This is a genomic window from Actinomadura kijaniata NBRC 14229 (genome assembly GCF_001552175.1).
Taxonomy (GTDB): domain Bacteria; phylum Actinomycetota; class Actinomycetes; order Streptosporangiales; family Streptosporangiaceae; genus Spirillospora; species Spirillospora kijaniata.
Window position 1 is genome coordinate 1 of the sequence record NZ_BCQR01000017.1, and the last position, 16491, is coordinate 16491.

Annotated in this window: 14 protein-coding genes; 6 read left to right on the plus strand and 8 right to left on the minus strand. The window is 74.2% G+C overall.

The window, feature by feature from the left end; genetic code table 11:
- The 5 genes from AKI01S_RS52505 to AKI01S_RS07080 form a co-directional block, all read right to left on the minus strand.
- Positions 1 to 410 (minus strand): DUF6891 domain-containing protein (locus AKI01S_RS52505; RefSeq protein ID WP_439951660.1); only part of this gene is annotated, 410 nt, incomplete at its 3' end.
- Between the two features lie 48 nt (positions 411 to 458).
- Positions 459 to 2582 carry an ATP-binding protein gene (locus AKI01S_RS07065; RefSeq protein ID WP_067813079.1) on the minus strand — a complete coding sequence of 708 codons (2124 nt, stop codon included), beginning with the start codon at positions 2580 to 2582 and terminating at the stop codon, positions 459 to 461.
- 111 nt (positions 2583 to 2693) lie between these two features.
- Positions 2694 to 3434, minus strand: coding sequence for an ABC transporter ATP-binding protein (locus AKI01S_RS07070; RefSeq protein WP_067813080.1), 741 nt, complete (start codon positions 3432 to 3434; stop codon positions 2694 to 2696).
- On the minus strand, positions 3431 to 6112 hold the full coding sequence (locus tag AKI01S_RS07075) for an ABC transporter permease subunit (RefSeq protein WP_067813081.1): 2682 nt from the start codon (positions 6110 to 6112) through the stop codon (positions 3431 to 3433). Before AKI01S_RS07075 ends, AKI01S_RS07070 begins: the two co-directional genes overlap by 4 nt.
- 9 nt (positions 6113 to 6121) lie before the next feature.
- A complete protein-coding gene (locus AKI01S_RS07080; protein ID WP_067813084.1) occupies positions 6122 to 7387 on the minus strand; it encodes an ABC transporter substrate-binding protein in 1266 nt (421 codons plus the stop codon).
- A gap of 196 nt (positions 7388 to 7583) precedes the next feature.
- Here AKI01S_RS07080 and AKI01S_RS07085 point away from each other — a divergent pair, with 196 nt between their 5' ends.
- Positions 7584 to 8681, plus strand: a complete 1098-nt coding sequence (locus AKI01S_RS07085) for a zinc-binding dehydrogenase (RefSeq protein WP_067813157.1) — start codon at positions 7584 to 7586, stop codon at positions 8679 to 8681.
- Here AKI01S_RS07085 and AKI01S_RS52740 read toward each other — a convergent pair.
- Positions 8665 to 9987 carry a serine/threonine-protein kinase gene (locus tag AKI01S_RS52740; protein ID WP_067813087.1) on the minus strand — a complete coding sequence of 441 codons (1323 nt, stop codon included), beginning with the start codon at positions 9985 to 9987 and terminating at the stop codon, positions 8665 to 8667. The two genes, AKI01S_RS07085 and AKI01S_RS52740, sit on opposite strands and share 17 nt — an antisense overlap.
- Positions 9988 to 10164: 177 nt before the next feature.
- On the opposite strand from AKI01S_RS52740, the gene AKI01S_RS54190 reads away from it, so the two are divergent.
- Positions 10165 to 10749 (plus strand): DUF4870 domain-containing protein, encoded by a 585-nt coding sequence (locus tag AKI01S_RS54190; RefSeq protein ID WP_281185955.1) that lies wholly within the window; start codon positions 10165 to 10167, stop codon positions 10747 to 10749.
- 3 nt (positions 10750 to 10752) lie between these two features.
- Here AKI01S_RS54190 and AKI01S_RS07100 read toward each other — a convergent pair whose 3' ends face one another.
- Positions 10753 to 11577 carry an LLM class F420-dependent oxidoreductase gene (locus tag AKI01S_RS07100; protein WP_067813089.1) on the minus strand — a complete coding sequence of 275 codons (825 nt, stop codon included), beginning with the start codon at positions 11575 to 11577 and terminating at the stop codon, positions 10753 to 10755.
- A 122-nt stretch (positions 11578 to 11699) separates the two neighbouring features.
- Between AKI01S_RS07100 and AKI01S_RS07105 the strand changes: the two genes are divergently transcribed.
- From AKI01S_RS07105 to add, 4 genes are all read left to right on the plus strand, one after another.
- Positions 11700 to 12530 (plus strand): alpha/beta fold hydrolase, encoded by an 831-nt coding sequence (locus tag AKI01S_RS07105; RefSeq protein ID WP_067813090.1) that lies wholly within the window; start codon positions 11700 to 11702, stop codon positions 12528 to 12530.
- On the plus strand, positions 12527 to 13777 hold the full coding sequence (locus tag AKI01S_RS07110; protein WP_067813099.1) for an LLM class flavin-dependent oxidoreductase: 1251 nt from the start codon (positions 12527 to 12529) through the stop codon (positions 13775 to 13777). Before AKI01S_RS07105 ends, AKI01S_RS07110 begins: the two co-directional genes overlap by 4 nt.
- Before the next feature lie 4 nt (positions 13778 to 13781).
- On the plus strand, positions 13782 to 14666 hold the full coding sequence (locus AKI01S_RS07115; RefSeq protein ID WP_067813100.1) for a TIGR03619 family F420-dependent LLM class oxidoreductase: 885 nt from the start codon (positions 13782 to 13784) through the stop codon (positions 14664 to 14666).
- Between the two features lie 127 nt (positions 14667 to 14793).
- Complete coding sequence (gene add, locus AKI01S_RS07120; protein ID WP_218009585.1) at positions 14794 to 15798, plus strand: adenosine deaminase; 1005 nt, start codon at positions 14794 to 14796, stop codon at positions 15796 to 15798.
- 23 nt (positions 15799 to 15821) lie between these two features.
- Here the strand turns inward: add and AKI01S_RS07125 are convergent, their stop codons facing one another.
- The gene (locus AKI01S_RS07125) at positions 15822 to 16469 is read right to left on the minus strand and encodes a cyclase family protein (protein ID WP_067813101.1); all 648 of its coding nucleotides are present in this window, start codon (positions 16467 to 16469) and stop codon (positions 15822 to 15824) included.
- Positions 16470 to 16491: the final 22 nt, after the last annotated feature.

Consider the following 16491-nt stretch of genomic DNA (forward strand, 5'->3'; position numbering starts at 1 on the left):
ACCTCCCCGGCGATCGCGGCCGGGTCCCCGGCGAGCGTGCCGTACACCAGCGCCAGCCCCTCGCCGCGCGCGGCGGCCCGCACGCCCCGCCGGTGGCAGAAGACGTAGCCGCGCACGTCCTGCGCCTCCACCGCGACGCCCCGCAGGCCGCACTCCCGGCAGCAGGTGTAGTCGGCGCGCGCGGCGATCCCGGCGGCGTCGAGGTCGCGGCAGGCGGCCAGGAACCGTTCGGTGTCGGTCATGCGGTCGCCCCAGCCGCGCTGTTCCCGCCGGTAGGCCGCCAGCCCCGCCGCCACGGCCCGCGCGGCGGCCGGGTGCTCCCCCGCCAGCTCGGCCACCAGGGTGTCGTGGTCGTCCTCGGCCAGCGCCAGCGCGACGCGCACTTCGGCTTCCAGCAGGTCATCGGTCACGCCGGGATTATGTCCACCGGGCGTGACGCCGCGGACGCGGTCGGTGCGTTACGCCCGGTACCGGTCACCCGCGCCGAACCCGCCGCGGTGGGCGAAACGCACGGTCTCCTCCGGCGTCAGCGTCCGGCCGCGCCGGTGGTTGCGCTCGAACGCCTCGGCCCCCAGCGCCGCGCGGGCCTGCTCCTCCAGCCGCCGGTGCTGGGCGGCCAGCGCCCGGTCGCCCAGGTGCGGGACGCCGGTCCGCGCCGGGTATCGGGACGCCGCCCCGAGCAGGATCGCGCCCTCGGCGTAGCGCCGCCGCCGCGCCAGCACCCACCCCAGCACCTCGAAGCAGTTGGTGACGCCGACCGGGTCCCGCATCCGGTGGAACATCTCCAGCGCGGGCATCAGGTGCGCGGCGCAGGACTCGACGTCGCCCGCGAACCAGTGCGCCAGGGCGTTCATGTAGGAGAACCAGCCGCGCGCCCACGGCTCGCCGGGCTGGTCGGCCAGCAGGGCCAGGCCGGCCGCGCACTCGGCGATCCCGGGGCCGGGCTCGCCGTCGCGGATGTGCAGGAACGCGCGCAGCAGCCGATGGACGACCAGGTCCCGGGTGAGCCCGGCCGCCTCGAAGACCGGCAGCGCCTCGGCGAAGGCGCGTTCGGCCCCGGCCCGGTCGCCCAGGAACGTGGCCGCCATCCCCAGCGTGCGCTGGACGCGCGCGTACCCGGGGCGGTCGTCGGCGCGTTCGGCGAGCTTGAGGCCCTCGGCCAGCAGCGCGTGCGCGGCCTCCGGGTCGCCCTGGGAGACCCGGAAGACCGCGTTGCGCCACAGCAGCCCGACGCGGCCGGGCGTCGCCTCGCCGGTGACCGCCAGCGCGCGGTCCATCCAGTGGCGGCCCTCGGCGAAGCGGGACCGGCCGATCCACACGTGCCACAGGGCGTTGAGCAGGCGCACGCCGGTGGCGCGCTCGCCGGGCACCGACAGGCTGTGGTCCAGGGCGGCGCGCACGTTGTCGCGCTCGGCCTCCAGCCGCCGCACCCAGTCCAGGTAGTCGCCGGTCAGCCAGCGGCCGGCGGCGGCCTCGGCCAGGCGCAGCACGCAGTCGCGGTGGCGGCGGCGCAGCGGCCGCACGTCCTCGACCAGCTCCAGCCACGCCGCGCCGTACTCGCGGACCGTGTCGAGCATGACGTACCGGTCGGGACCGGCCCGCTGCACGATCGACTTGTCCACCAGGCCGACCAGCCGGGCGACGACGCTGACGCGGTCCAGGCGGTCGTCGGCGCACACGTCCTCGGCCATCGTCAGGTCGAACCCGCCGGCGAACACCGACAGCCGCGCCCACAGCAGCCGCTCGTGCGGGGCGCACAGCTCGTGGCTCCAGCCGACGGTGGTGCGCAGCGTCTGGTGGCGGGCCTCCTCGGAGGGTCCGTCGCCCAGCGTCCAGAACAGCAGGCCCAGCCGCCGCATCAGCTGCTCCAGGCTGAGGGTCCGCAGCCGCACCGCCGCCAGTTCGATGGCGAGCGGGATGCCGTCCAGGCGGCGGCACAGCAGCTCCACGTCGGCGCGGTTGGCGCGGGTGACGGCGAAGCCGGGCACGGCCTCGGCGGCGCGGGCGGCGAACAGCGCGACCGCGTCGCCGCTCCCCGCCGGGGCGTCGTCGCCGGAGGCGGGCCCGCAGGCGGACCCGGAGACGGATACGGCCAGCGGCGGCACCGGAAGGACGCGTTCGCCGAGCACGTCCAGCGGCTGGCGGCTGGTGGCCAGCACGCGCACCTCCGGGCAGCCGGCGAGCAGGGCGCGCACCAGGTCCGCCGCGGCCCCCACCAGGTGCTCGCAGGTGTCCAGCACCAGCAGCAGCCGCCGGTCGCGCAGGCCGCCGGCGAGCAGGTCGACCGGGATGGGGGCCATGCCGTCGCGCACGCCCAGGAAGGTGGCGACGGTGTCGGCCAGCAGCCCGGGGTCGCGCAGTCCCGACAGCTCCACCAGGCGGACGCCGTCGGGGAACGCCACGGCGGCGTCGCGGGCGGCGCGCAGCGCGACGCGGGTCTTGCCGACGCCGCCGGGCCCGGTGAGGGTGACCAGCCGCGCGGCGGCGAGGGCGTCGCGGACCCGCCGCAGCTCCCGCTCGCGGCCGACGAAGGTGCTGGGCTCCGGCGGGAGGCCGCCGTGCGGACGCCACGACCCGTCCATCGCGCCTCCTCCCGCCCGCCGGGGAACCGCTCCCAGTATGGAACGCGTCGCGCGCCGTAACGAGCCCTTCGCCGCGATGTCCGTATCCGGCTCCGTCCGGGGCGGCCGGGGTCAGCCGAGATAGGCGGCGCGGACGACCGGATCCTCGCGGACGCGGTCGGGCGGCCCGTCGGCGATGACCTTGCCGAGGTCGAGGACGACGACGCGTTCGCACGCCGCCATCACGAACCCGACGTCGTGCTCGACCAGCAGGACCGTCGCGTCCAGGGACGCCACGACCGAGGCGAACAGCGCGGCCTGCTCCTCGTCCAGGCCGGAGGTGGGCTCGTCCAGCAGCAGCACCGCCGGGTCGTCGGCCAGGGCGCGGGCCAGCTCCACCATGCGGCGGCGGCCGATCGGCAGGTCGGCGGCGTAGGAGCCGGCCAGGTCGGCGATGCCGCAGCGGTCCAGGACGGCGCGGGCGCGGTCGCGGCGGTCGCGCTCGACGCGGCGGCGGGCGCGCCAGCCCACCAGGTCGGCGGCCAGCCCTCCCCCGCCGCCGCGCCACTCCAGGGCGGTGAGGACGTTGTCGAGCACAGTCAGGCGCCCGAACACCTGCGGGCGCTGGAAGGTGCGGCGCAGTCCCATCCGCGACCGCCGCACGGCGCTGAGGCCGGTCACGTCCCGCCCGTCGAGCAGGACGGTCCCGGTGGTGGGGCGGCGCAGGCCGGTGACCACGTCGAACAACGTGGTCTTGCCCGCGCCGTTGGGGCCGATCACCCCGCAGGTCTGGCCCCGGGGAACGGTGAGGCCGACGTCCGACAGCGCGCGCACGCCGCCGAACCGGACGCCGACGTTCCTGACCTCGATCATCGTGCTCCCCCGATCCCCAGGTACGCCGAGGTCAGCCGGTCCTGGTCCACCTGTTCGCGCGGTCCGGCCCAGGACACCCGGCCCAGGCTCATGAACGCCACGGTGTCGGCCAGGGCCAGCGCCTCGCTGGCCTTCTCCTCCACGATCAGCAGTGCCACGCCCCGGTCCCGCAGCTCCCCGAACAGCGCGAAGACCTGCTCCACCACCAGCGGCGCGAGGCCCAGCGACGGCTCGTCGGCGATCAGCACGCGCGGCGGGCGGACCAGGGCGGGGGCGAGCGCGAGGATCTGCTGCTCGCCGCCCGACAGCGCCCCGGCGGCGACGTCGCGGCGTTCGGCCAGGCGCGGCAGGCGCGCGTAGACCTCCGCGCGGTCGGCGGCCGACGGCAGCCAGAGCGTCAGGTTCTCCTCCACCGTCAGCGCGGGGAACACGCCGCGCCCCTCGGGGGCCAGGTAGACGCCGTCGCGGGCGCGGCGGTGCGCGGGCCGGGAGGTGACGTCCCGGCCGTCGAGCAGGACGCGCCCGGCGGTGGGGACGAGCGTTCCGGCGGCGACGGCGCAGGCGGTGGACTTGCCCGCGCCGTTGGCGCCGAGCAGCGCGACGACGCTGCCCGCCGGGACGGCCAGGTCCACGCCGCGCAGTACGGTCGCGTCGCCGTAGCCCGCGACGATCCCCTCCAGCCGCAGCACCGCGTCCCCGTCGTGCGGGGCGGTCTCGGGCGCCGCGGCCGCCTCGGCGACGGCCCGCGCCTCGGCCCCGCGGTCGTGGCGCCTGCGGCGGCGGTAGCGCTGCTCGGCGAACTGGGCGAGCACGCCGTCGGGGTGCTTGGCCAGGATCATCCCGCCGAGCCCGAACAGGATCATCCCGACGTACTGGGAGTCGGTGACGTTGTCGAGCACCTCGGGGAACAGCGCCATGATCAGGCCGCCGAGGACCGCGCCGCCGACGCGCCGCACCCCTTGCAGCACCACCACGGCCAGCCACACGAAGCCGGTGAGGGCGGGCAGGTCGGTGGCGGTGATCTGGCCGTTGAACGTGGCGTGCAGCACCCCGCCGAGCCCGGCGATCCCGGACGCCAGCGCGAACAGGGTGATCTTGGCGCGGACGGCCGAGACGCCGACCGCGGCGGCGGCGGTGGGCGCGGAGCGGACGGCGAGCACGGCGCGGCCGGAGGCCGACCGTTCCAGGTTGCGGATCAGCAGCCCGACCAGGCCGAGGACGGCCAGCAGCAGCACCACCCGCACGCGCGGGTCGTTGGTGTCGCCGACCCCGAACGACACGGCGGGCAGCTTCCAGCCGACGGTGCCGTTGGAGAACGCGTCGATCTGGAAGAGCACCTGGTCGGCTAGCAGCGCCAGCGCGAGCGTCGCCAGCGCCAGCACGCGCCCGCCCAGCCGCAGCGCGGGCAGCGCGACCAGCACGCCCGCCGCGACCGCCGCGAGCACGCCGAGCAGCACCGCGACCGGGAACGGCAGGCCCTTGCCGAACGCCAGCCCCGCCGTCAGCGCCGCCAGCGCCGCGAACGACGCCTGCGCCAGGTTCACCATGCCGCCGATGCCGGTGACCACCACGAACGAGCAGAAGATCAGCGCGAGCACCAGGCCCTGCGCGACCAGCCCCACCCAGTAGTCGTCGCCGACCGTCAGCGTCCACGCCAGCAGCGCCGCCACCGACAGCGTCCACGGCAGGGCGCGCCGCCAGCGCGGCAGGTCGGCCAGGTAGTCGGGCGGCGGCGCGTCCTCGGCGATCGACCCGGCGACGCGCGCCCGCGACCGGCCCAGCACCAGCAGCCCGGCGAACAGCAGGATCGCCGGGACGGCCGTGCGGAACCCGGTGACCTTCTCGGCGAAGTCGGCGTACCCGGCGACCAGGTTCTGCACGACGCCGAGCGCGAGCCCGGCGGCGAACGTGACCGGGATCGACTGGAGCCGCCCGAACACCGCCGCCGTCGCCGAGGCGAACAGCAGCACCGTGAACGCGTTGGAGTCCAGTCCCAGCGTCGGCACCGCCAGCACGCCCGCCAGCCCGGCCAGCGTGGACGACAGCATCCACGCCTGGGCGGAGGCGGCGTCGGCGTCCACGCCGCGCATGGTCGCCAGCCGCCGCCGGTCGACGGTGGCGCGCATCCGCAGGCCGAGCGGGGTGTGCCGCATGACCGCCCACAGCGCGACGGCCGCCAGCAGCGCCAGCGCGAACGTGGTGACCTGGTCGGAGTCGAGCCTCACCCCGCCCAGCGGGCTCCAGTGCTCCACCGGCCGGGGGCCGAGGCCGCGCGCCGCCGCGCCCTCGGTGACCTTCGGCAGGTCCGCGCCGGCCGTCTCCACCAGCACGTCCACGGTCCACAGCCCGAGGGCGGGCAGCGCGATCGTCAGGCCGATGGTCGCGACGATCTGCGCGGTCTCGCCCGCCGACGCCAGGCCCCGGAACATCAGCCGGTGCAGCAGGTAGCCCAGCAGCGGCGCGAACACGACGATCGTGAACGGCCCGGCGGCCCACACCGGCCAGCCGAGCCCGGCGGTCAGCTCGAAGAACACCAGCGCGGTGAGGAACCCGACGGCGCCGTGGGCGAAGTTGAACACCCCGGTCGCCGCGTACGACAGCGTCAGCCCGGACGCCAGCAGCGCGAACACCGCGCCGGTGACGAGCCCGCTGAGAACGTAGCCGATCAGTTCGGTCATGGGCTGCGGTTACAGCGGGGTGTTGGCGAAGCACTTGAGGTTCTGGGCAACGGTGAACCTGTCGCCCTGGAGCCTCACGAGCGCGCCGCAGCCGTTGGACTCGGTCTTGCCGGAGGGGAACCGGATGCGTCCGAAGCCCTTGTTCTCGTAGCTGAAGTCCTGCGTGGCGGCGAAGAACCTCTCACGGGTGAGGTCCTTGCCGGTCTTCTCCAGCATCTTGAGGAACACGTCGGCCGACCAGTAGCCGGTGGCGGCGTGCTGGTCGAACTGGGTGACGCCCGCCTTGCGCAGGTCGTCCTTCATCCGCGTGACGTCGGGGGCGTCGGACTCGTAGGGCTCGAACTGCGGGGCGGCGTACACGCCGTCGAGGGCCTCGCGGGTCTGCGGGTCGGCCAGCACCTTGGGGTCGTAGGAGGTCGCGTCGGTGATGAGGCCTTTGTACCCGGCCTTCTTCAGCGCCGCGTACAGGCCGGAGTTGAACTTGCCGCCCGCCATGACCGAGACCACGACGTCGGGGGCCCTCCCGCCCGCGCTCTTCATGATCTTGTTGACATAGGGCGACCAGTCCTGCGGCGGGGCCTGGGCGGGCAGCGCGGCCGAGGTGCCCGCCAGGGCGAACCCGGCGGCGGTGAACGACTTCCCGATCGTCTGCAACGCGTACTTGCTGGCGGTGGAGTCGGTGGCCTGGACCCAGACCGTCCTGCCCTTGACCCCGCCGAGCTGGGCGGCGATCTGGTGGCCCCACCAGGTCTGGGTGCCCTGGCCGGGCTTGGGGGCCAGGCAGCCGTTGAACCCGAACGCGCTCTGCTTGCCGCACCAGAACGGCCCGGTCGCCCAGCCCAGCCACGGCACCTTCTGCTGTTCCAGGAACTCCGCGCCGCCGAACTGCGGGGCGCTGACCGGCAGCACCGCGAAGACCTTCTCCTTCTGCACCAGTTTCTTGGCGGCCGCCGCGCCCTTGTCGGGGGTCATGCCGTCGTCCTCGACGCCGATGAACTCGATCTTGCGGCCGTGCACGCCGCCCTCGGCGTTGGCGCGGTCGAAGCGGGCCTTGGCGCCGAGGCGCGCGCCGCCGGTGGAGTAGCCGGTGGCGCTGGTGACGGTGAGCACCCCGCCGACCTTGACCGTCGTTCCGGTCACCCCGGCGGTCCCGCCGCCGCCTCCACCGGCCTCGTTGCCGGTGGCGCAGGCGGACACGAGCCCGGCGGCCAGGCTCGCGGCGAGGCCGAGGGACGCCGCCCCCGACAGCCGGGAACGGATGGGGGATGGATGCATGTCGCGCCTCCGGCAGGGTGAGGGGGCAGGCCCCGAGGTGACCTAGCGCTCGCTTGGGCGTGAGCGTAAGTTCGCCGCCGAGACGGTGTCAACGGCCCGAACCCCCCGGTGACCCCCTATACCAAGCAATTGCTTGGTGCTAGCGTGGCCGTGTTCCGGGCGGGCGACGGGAGGGTGCGACGTGACGGGCACGACGATGCGGGCGGCGCTGCTGCGGGAGTACGGGGCGCCCCTCCGGGTCGCCGAGGTGGCGGTCCAGGACCCCGGGCCCGGCGAGGTGCTGGTGAAGGTGGCCGCCTCCGGCGTGTGCGGCTCGGACCTGAAGGCCATCGACGGCAGGAGCCCGGTGGTGACGCACCTGCCGTGCGTGCTCGGCCACGAGAGCGCGGGGGTGGTGGAGCGGACCGGGCCCGGCGTGGTCTCCGTCCGGCCCGGCGACCACGTCATCATCGCCATGAACGGCCCCTGCGGACGCTGCCGCAACTGCGCGCGCGGCCGTTCCCACCTGTGCGGCGACCGGGCCCGGATGGCGGCGATCATGGGGTTGATGGCCGACGGCACCACCCGGCTGTCGGCCGGGGACGAGGTGGTGCGGCCCTACATCGGGATCGGCGCGTTCGCTGAGAAGGCGGTGGTCGCCGAGTCCATGTGCGTCCGGGTCGCGCCGAACGCGCCGCTGGACCTGCTCGCGCTGACCGCCTGCGGCGTGGTGACCGGCGTCGGCGCGGTCCTCAACACCGCGCGCGTCGAGCCCGGCTCCAGCGTGCTGGTGGTGGGCTGTGGCGGCGTCGGCCTCAACGTCGTCCAGGGCGCGGTGCTGGCCGGTGCCACCACGATCGTCGCCGCCGACGTGGTGGAGTCGAAGCTGAAGCTGGCCGAGGAGTTCGGCGCCACCCACACGCTGCTGGCCGACGACCTGCCGAAGCAGGTGGGCGGGATCGTGCGGGGCGGCGTGGACTACGCGTTCGACGTGACCGGCGTCCCGGAGGTGCTGACGAAGGCGTTCGCGGCGACCCAGCCGGGCGGCACGACCGTCATGGTGGGCAGCCCCGCCGCCGGGCGGAACCTGGAGATCCCGCCGGGGCTGCTGTTCGGGTCGCGCCGCCTGATGGGCACCCAGGGCGGCGACGCCCACCCCGCCCGCGACCTGCCGACGCTGGTGGAGCTGTACCGCAACGGCCGCCTCAACCTGGAGGGCCTGGTCTCCGAACGCGTCCCCCTCGACGAGGTCAACGAGGCGGTCCGGCACGTGCGCTCGGGCGCGGTGGCCCGCTCGGTCATCGTGTTCGACTGAGTGAGCCGACCACCGCCCAGGTCTGGCCCTTCTCGCTGCCGTTGTACTGGAAGCGCAGCCGTTCCCGGTCCGGGGTCAGGGTGATCGTGCCCTGGTCGATACACCGTTCGGCGCCCTGGGTGATGTGCTCGCGCAACGTCAGCGCCTGGCCCGTCCCGATCAGCCGGACCTCGCCCGAGCAGTTCTGGTCGGGATAGGTGACCTTCCCGGGCCCGTCCCCGGCGGTCAGGCGCAGGATCACCCGGACGAACTTGCCGTCGCTCTGCTTTCCGGTCCCGCTCCACTCGCCCGTGAACGCGGTCGGGACGGTGAGCGGGCCGCCGTTCGCGGCGGGCCGGTCGGGCCTCGTGCCGTCCCGCCGGGTGAGGGCCACCGTGGCGGCGGTGGCGGCGCCCGCCGCGACCAGCACGACCGCCGCCACCGCGAGGGGCCGCCGCGAACGCCGCCGCCGGACCGGCGCGGCGACGGGCTCGGGGGGAGCCGCCGGGCGCGTGGCCTCGGTGTCGCCCATCAGGGTCCGCAGCACCTCGGCGGCCGTGGGCCGCCGCGCCGGGTCCTTGTCCAGGCAGCGCGCCGCCAGGGCGCGCAGCGTCCCGGTGAGCGTGCCCAGGTCGGGTTCCCCGTCGGTGATCCGGAACATCACGACGTGCAGGGCGTCGGACCCGAACGGCGGACGCCCGCAGGAGGCGAACACCAGCGTCGAGGCCCAGGCGAACACGTCGGACGCCGGGCCCGCCGCCTCGCCCCGCACCTGCTCGGGGGCCATGTAGGCGGGGGTGCCGACCGTCCCGGAGGAGGTGAGCGTGGCGCTGTCCAGGGCGCGGGCGATGCCGAAGTCGATGACGCGCGGCCCGTCGGGTCCCATCAGGACGTTGTGCGGCTTGAAGTCGCGGTGCACGATCCCGGCCTGGTGGATGGTGGTCAGCGCGGTCGCGGTGCCCACGGCCAGGCGTTCCAGCGCGCCGTCGCGCAGCGGTCCCCGCTCCCGCACCACCCGGCTCAGCGACGGGCCCGGCACGTACTCGCTGACGATGAACGGGCGGTCGCCCTCCACCTCGGCGTCCAGCACCGCCGCCGTGCAGAACCGCGCGACCCGCTTGGCGGTCTCCAGTTCCCGCAGGAACCGGCCGCGCACCACGGGGTCGTGCCCGAGCCCGGCGCGCAGCAGCTTCACCGCCACCGGCGCGCCCTCGGGGGACTCGCCCAGATACACGGTGCCCTGCCCGCCCTCGCCGAGCCGTCCGGTCAGCCGGTAGGCGCCCAGCCGCTCGGGATCCCCGGCGCGCAGCGCGTCGACCAGTGCCATGGGCTTCTCCCGACTGACGAGGACCGGACCTGCAATATCCCGATCATGGTAGGGACATCCGGAATCTTGCGGTATCGCAACGTCGAACACCAGTCGCCGCCACGGCGGGTCGCGCGCGGTGTCCGCCCCTTCCAGTAGATTCCTGCGTGTTCTCCCACCGGAGCGATAGGAACCCCTGTGACCGACACACCTCCCCCGCCGCCCGGTCCCGCCGACCAGCCGCCGCCCCACCACTCGCCCTACGGGCAGGCGCCCGGCACGCCGCCGCCTCCCGGACACGAACCGCCGCCCGGGAACGGGCCCCCTCCCGGATACGGGCCGCCGCCCGGCGGGGCCTACGACCCGAGGTGGGGCTACGGTCCGCCCGGTGTGCCGAACGGGCCGTACGGCCCCCAGGGACCGGTCAACCCCAACGACCTCACCTGGGCGATGTTCGCCTACCTCGGCGCGATCCTCGCGGGCTTCATCCCCGCGCTGGTCATCTACTTCGTCAAACGGCACGAGTCGTCGTTCATCCGCTTCCACGCGGCCCAGATGGTGAACTACCAGCTCACCATGCTGATCCAGTTGCTGGCGTCGCTCGCGGTGGCGCTGGTGCCGTTCGCGATCACCGAGCACCCGGCGTGGTTCGTCCTCATCGCGCCCGCCTACCTGAACGCGGTCATCGGGCAGTGGGTGTTCATCGTGCTCGGCGCGCTGAGGTCGGGGAAGGGGCAGTTCTACCGCTTCCCCACGTTCTTCTGCTTCCGGATGGTCCGCTAGCGGTCACAGGTAGGCGCCCGCGTAGTCGTCGAGGACGGGCAGCACCGCCTCCCGGTCCCCGGCGGGCACGCGCAGCACCACCTCCGTGACGCCGAGCCCGGCGTAGTGGTCCAGCTTGCCGGGGGTCGGCAGCGTCCCGAACGGGACCACCTCCACCCCCTCCCGGCCCGCCGCCGCGCACGCCTCGCGCAGCGCGGGCAGCGCCTCGCGGAGGCCCGCGCCGCCGATCGGCATCCACCCGTCCCCGTACTCGGCGATGTGGGAGAACAGCGTCGGCCCGGCCGCGCCGCCGAGCAGGACCGGCACGCGCCCGGCCGGCTTGGGCCACGACCAGCACGCCTCGAACGCCACGAACTCCCCCTCGAACGACGCCTCCTCGCGCTCCCACAGCTCGCGCATGGCCAGCACGTGCTCGCGGGTCATCGCGCGCCGCCGCTTCCAGGGGACGCCGTGGTCGGCGGCCTCCTCGGCGTTCCAGCCGTAGCCGACCCCCAGCGTGAACCGCCCGCCGGAGACCCGGTCGAGGGTGGCGACGGCCTTGGCGGTGACGATCGGGTCGCGCTGGGCGGGCAGGCACACGCCGGTCCCCAGGCGGATCGTGCCGGTGAGCGCGGCGGCGGCCGCGAGCGCGACGAACGGGTCGGGCGTGCGCCCGTACTCCTCCGGCAGCACCTCGACACCCGTCGGCGGGGGCGTCCGCCGGGAGACCGGGATGTGGGTGTGCTCGGGGATGTAGAGCGAGGCGAACCCCCGGTCCTCGGCCTCTCTGGCCAGGTCGTGCACCGGCATCGTCCGGTCGGTGGTGAACATCGTGATCCCGAGCCGCATCCGGCCGCCCCTTCCTCCGCGAACTCCCGCCCCGCGAGACTACCAAGCGATTGCTCGGTAAGCGCGCATTGATGTAGCGTGCGCTTGTTCAGCAAGTCCGGCGGCCGGAGGGAGGCCACCCCATGGCGTTCGCCGACCTGGGTGAGGTGCGCCTGTTCCACACCGACGACGCGCCGCGGGAGGGCGCCACGCGCACGCCGCTGCTGCTGGTCCACGGGTTCGGGGCCGACTCGCACGACTGGGCGTTCCACATCCCGGACCTGGTCGCGCGCGGCCACCGCGTCATCGCCCCCGACCTGCGCGGGCACGGCCACTCGTCGGCCCCCGAGCGCGGCTACCGGCCCCGCGACATGGCCGACGACCTGGTGGCGCTGCTGGACCACCTGGGCGTGGAGCGGGTGGTCGCGTTCGGCCACTCGATGGGCGCGCTGGTGGTCAGCGCGCTGGCCGTCGAGCACCCCGGCCGCGTGGCGGCCCTGGTCTGCGTGGATCCCGGCTACGGGCAGCCGCCGGAGGTCGCCGCCCTGTTCCCGCGGATGGTCGAGGGGCTGCGGAGCGGCGACCCCTACCCGGTCGCGCTCGCCAACGACCGCTGGTGCTACACCCCGGCCTCCCCCGGCTGGCTGCGCGAGTGGCACCGCCGCAAGATCCTGGCCACGTCCCCGCGGGCGCTCGCGCAGGCGTTCGCGGGCATGTACGAGGGCGACGACCAGTTCGGCGCGCGCCCCGCCTCCGACGCCTACCTGGCCCGCCGCGACTGCCCCGTGCTGTCGTGCTGGTCGGCCGTCCAGGCGGCCTCCGCCGCATGGGAGAACGGCCTGTTCAAGCACCCCGCCTCCCGCGCCGAAGCGTGGCCGGGCGGCGGGCACCGGCTGCACGCCGAGCGGCCGGCCGAGTTCCTGCTCGTCGTCACCCAGTGGCTCGACGAAGTCGACAAGGAGATCTCCGCGTGAAGTTCGCCATCTTCCTCAATCCGCAGATCCCCGGCTCCGGCTGGGCGGCCGAGGAGAACGCCAGGACCCGACGGCCCATCGGCCGCGACGTCGAGTCGTACCAGAAGCTGCTGCACGAGGTGCGCGAGATCGCCGTGCACGCCGACCGCATCGGCTTCGACGCCCTGATGATGACCGAACACCACTTCCACTCCGAGGGCTTCGAGTTCTCGGTCAACCCGCTGATGTTCCTCACCGACCTGGCCGCCCGCACCGAACGCATCCTGCTGGCCCCCCTCGGCCTGGTGCTGCCGACCTGGGACCCGATCCGCGCCGCCGAGGACGTGGCACTGCTGGACCACTTCTCCCAGGGGCGGCTGCGCCTCGGCGTGGCGCGCGGCTACCAGGCGCGCTGGGCCAACGTGCTCGGCCAGCGCTGGCACGCCGCCGCCGCCCGGTCCGACGGCTCCAAGTCCGACGACCGCAACTTCGACGTCTTCGGCGAGGTGCTGAAGATCATGAAGATGGCGTGGGAGCAGGACACCCTGCGCTACAAGAGCGACGTGCTGGACTACGAGATCCCCGCGCCGTTCGACGGGATCGAGGGCTGGCCCGCGCAGGAGTGGACGAAGACGTTCGGGGCTCCCGGCGAGATCGACGACGACGGCGTGATCCGGGCGGTCTCGGTGTGCCCCAAGCCCTACCAGTCGCCGCACCCGGAGCTGTGGCAGCCGTTCACGGTGTCGGACCGCTCGGTGATCCGGGCGGCGCAGGAGGGCATCATGCCCTGGATGTTCACCCCCAACCCCGACGACCACGCGGCCAAGGCCAAGCTCTACCAGGAGGAGTGCGCCAAGCAGGGCCGGGACTACAAGCTCGGCGAGCACACCGGCATCCTGAAGATCGTGGGGATGGCCGACACCAAGGAGGAGGCCATCGCCACCTACGGCCAGGGCATGCAGAAGGACTTCGCGTCGTTCTTCGGGCCGTTCGGCTACCTGGAGGTGCTGCGCACCAAGGAGGACGACCGGCACAAGCCGATCTCCCCGGAGAAGGGCGACTTCAAGCGCATGTCCGAGGTGGAGATGGCGCTGATCGGCGGCCCGGACGACGTCAAGCGCGGCATCCAGCGGATGCTGGACCGGATGCCCGACCTGGAGTGGTTCGGCCTGTTCATGCAGGGACAGCAGGGGGTGCTGCCGCTCGACACGGTCAAGCGCAACCTGGAGCTGTTCGCCACCAAGGTCATCCCCGAGTTCCAGGACTGATCCGGTGCGATTCTGGCTCGGCGCCGCGTTCGTGCCCACGGGCGAGTTCGTTCCGCTCGCCCGTGCGGCCGACCGTCTCGGCTACGACACCGTCGCGGTGTCGGACCACATCTTCTACAGCGACTACCAGGCGTCCTACCCCTACAGCGACACGGGCGCGCCCCCGTACAAGCCGGACACGCACTGGCCGGACCCGTGGGTGACGATCGGTGCGATGGCGGCGTCCACCGAGCGGGTCCGCTTCGCCACCAACGTCTACGTCGCCCCGGCCCGCGACCTGTTCACGGTGGCGAAGGCGGTGTCCACGGCGGCGGCGCTGTCGGGCGACCGGGTGACGTTCGGGGTGGGCGTGGGCTGGTGCGAGGACGAGTTCCGGCAGACCGGCCAGGACTTCCGCACGCGCGGCAGGCGCCTGGACGAGATGATCCCGGCCCTGCGCGCGCTGTGGCGGGGCGGGCTGGTGGAGCACCACGGGGAGCACTACGACTTCCCGCCCCTGTCCATCGCCCCGGTGCCCGCCCGGCCGATCCCGGTCTATATCGGAGGCGACAGCGACGCGGCCCTGCGCCGGGCGGCGCGCGTCGGCGACGGCTGGATCGGCAACCGCGTCTATCCCGAGGACGAGCTGGAGGCGCTGCTGCGCCGCCTGTCCGGTTTCCTGGCCGAGCACGGCCGGACCCTGGCGGACCTGGACGTCGTCGCCCCCATCGCGGCGATGCCGTCCGCCGACCTCTACCGGAGGTGGGCGGACCGGGGCGTGACCGCGACGATGGCGGCCCCCTGGTGGCTGGCGACGTCCGCGGAGAAGGAGAGGCACGGCCACCGGACCCTGCCGCTGAAGCTGGCCACGATGGAACGCTTCGCCGACGAGGTCATCGCGAAGATGTGACCCCCGGCGGAGGACCGGCGCGCGGCGCCGCGTCCGGGCGGCCGCCCGGACGCGGCGTTTCGGCGGTTCCGGGCGCGGAGAGGAACCGGATGCGGCGACCGACGCGGACGAGGACGGGGGCGGGGTCGTGGACGAGTTCATCGCGGGGATGCCCAAGTGCGAGCTGCACCTGCACATCGAGGGCACGCTCGAACCGGAGCTGAAGATGGCGCTGGCCGAGCGCAACGGCGTCGAGATGCCGTACCGGACCGTGGCGGAGGCCCGCGACGCCTACACCTTCGACAGCCTCTCGTCGTTCCTGGTCGGCTACTACGAGAGCATGCGGGTGCTCCGGACCGAACCGGACTTCCACGACCTGGCCCACGCCTACCTGACCAGGGCCGCCGAGCAGAACGTGCGGTACGCCGAGATCTTCTTCGACCCGCAGGCGCACACGTCGCGGGGGGTGCCGTTCGACATCGTGATCCGGGGCCTGCGGCGGGCGGTCATGGACGCCGAACGCCTGCTGGGGATCCGCGCCCAGCTCATCATGTGCTTCCTGCGCGACTTCTCCGCCGAGTACGCCATGGCCACCCTGATGGAGTCGCTGCCGTACCGGGAGTGGATCGTGGGCGTCGGGCTGGACTCCGACGAGCGCGGCAACCCGCCGGTGAAGTTCGCGGAGGTCTTCGCGCGGGCCCGCCGGGAGGGCTACATGATCACCGCGCACTGCGACGTGGACCAGCCCGACACCCACGAGCACATCCGGCAGTGCCTGGAGGTGATCGGGGTGGACCGGATCGACCACGGGACGAACGCGCTGGAGGACGAGGCGCTGACCGCCGAGATCGCGCGGCGCGGGCTCGGGTTCACCGTGTGCCCGATCTCCAACGGCTTCGTCGCCGGCGACACCAAGGCCGGCGCGGTCCGGCGGATGCTCGACCTCGGCCTGCGGGTGACCGTCAACTCCGACGACCCGGCCTACTTCCGGGGCTATGTGACCGAGAACGTGCGGGCCGTCCAGCGGGAGCTGGACCTGACCCGCGACGAGGTCGCGCGGCTCCAGCGCAACGCGTTCGAGATCGCCTGGCTGCCGCGGTCGGTCAAGGACGCCTACCTGGCCGAACTCGACGCGTACACCGCGGGCCACTGAGCCGGGGGGCGGGAGCGGGACTCTCAGCGCACGCGCGCCACGGCGCGGACGGGGGCGCCGTCGTCCCGGAGCCGCATCGGGAACAGCGAGACCTCGACCTCCCCGCCGGCGTCCAGCAGGGTCTCCAGGTTCGTGAGGTTCTCGACGATCACGGCGTGGGCGGTGAGCAGGACCCGGTGGGTGTCCAGGGAGAAGTCCGCGTCCCCCGGCGGCGGGGTGCGGTCGGCGCTCAGCGTGTCCAGGCCGACCGTGCGGACCCCGGCCGCGAGGGCCGCCTCGGCCAGCTCCGGGGACGGGTAGGGGTGGGCCGGGTACCCGTCGGTCCCCCAGTGCCGGGACCAGCCGGTGGCGATCAGCAGGACCGTCCCCGGCCCCAGTCCGCCGGGCAGCCGCTCGGGCCCGATCGGGGCGCGCGGCGCGACGTCGCGGGCGTCCAGCAGCACGGCCCGCCCGAGGAAACGCGTCAGCGGCAGCTCGTCCAGGCGCGGCAGGCCGTCGTCGATGTGGAACGGCGCGTCCACGTGCGTCCCCGTCTGCGAGCCCATGTGCACCGCCCGGACGTTCACCCCGTCCGCCGGGGCGCTCAGCGCGGGCGCGATCTCCACCTCCGGATCCCCCGGGTACACGGGCATGCCCGTCGTGATCGGATGCGTCAGGTCCACCAGGTCCATGCCCCCATCATGTCCCGGCGCG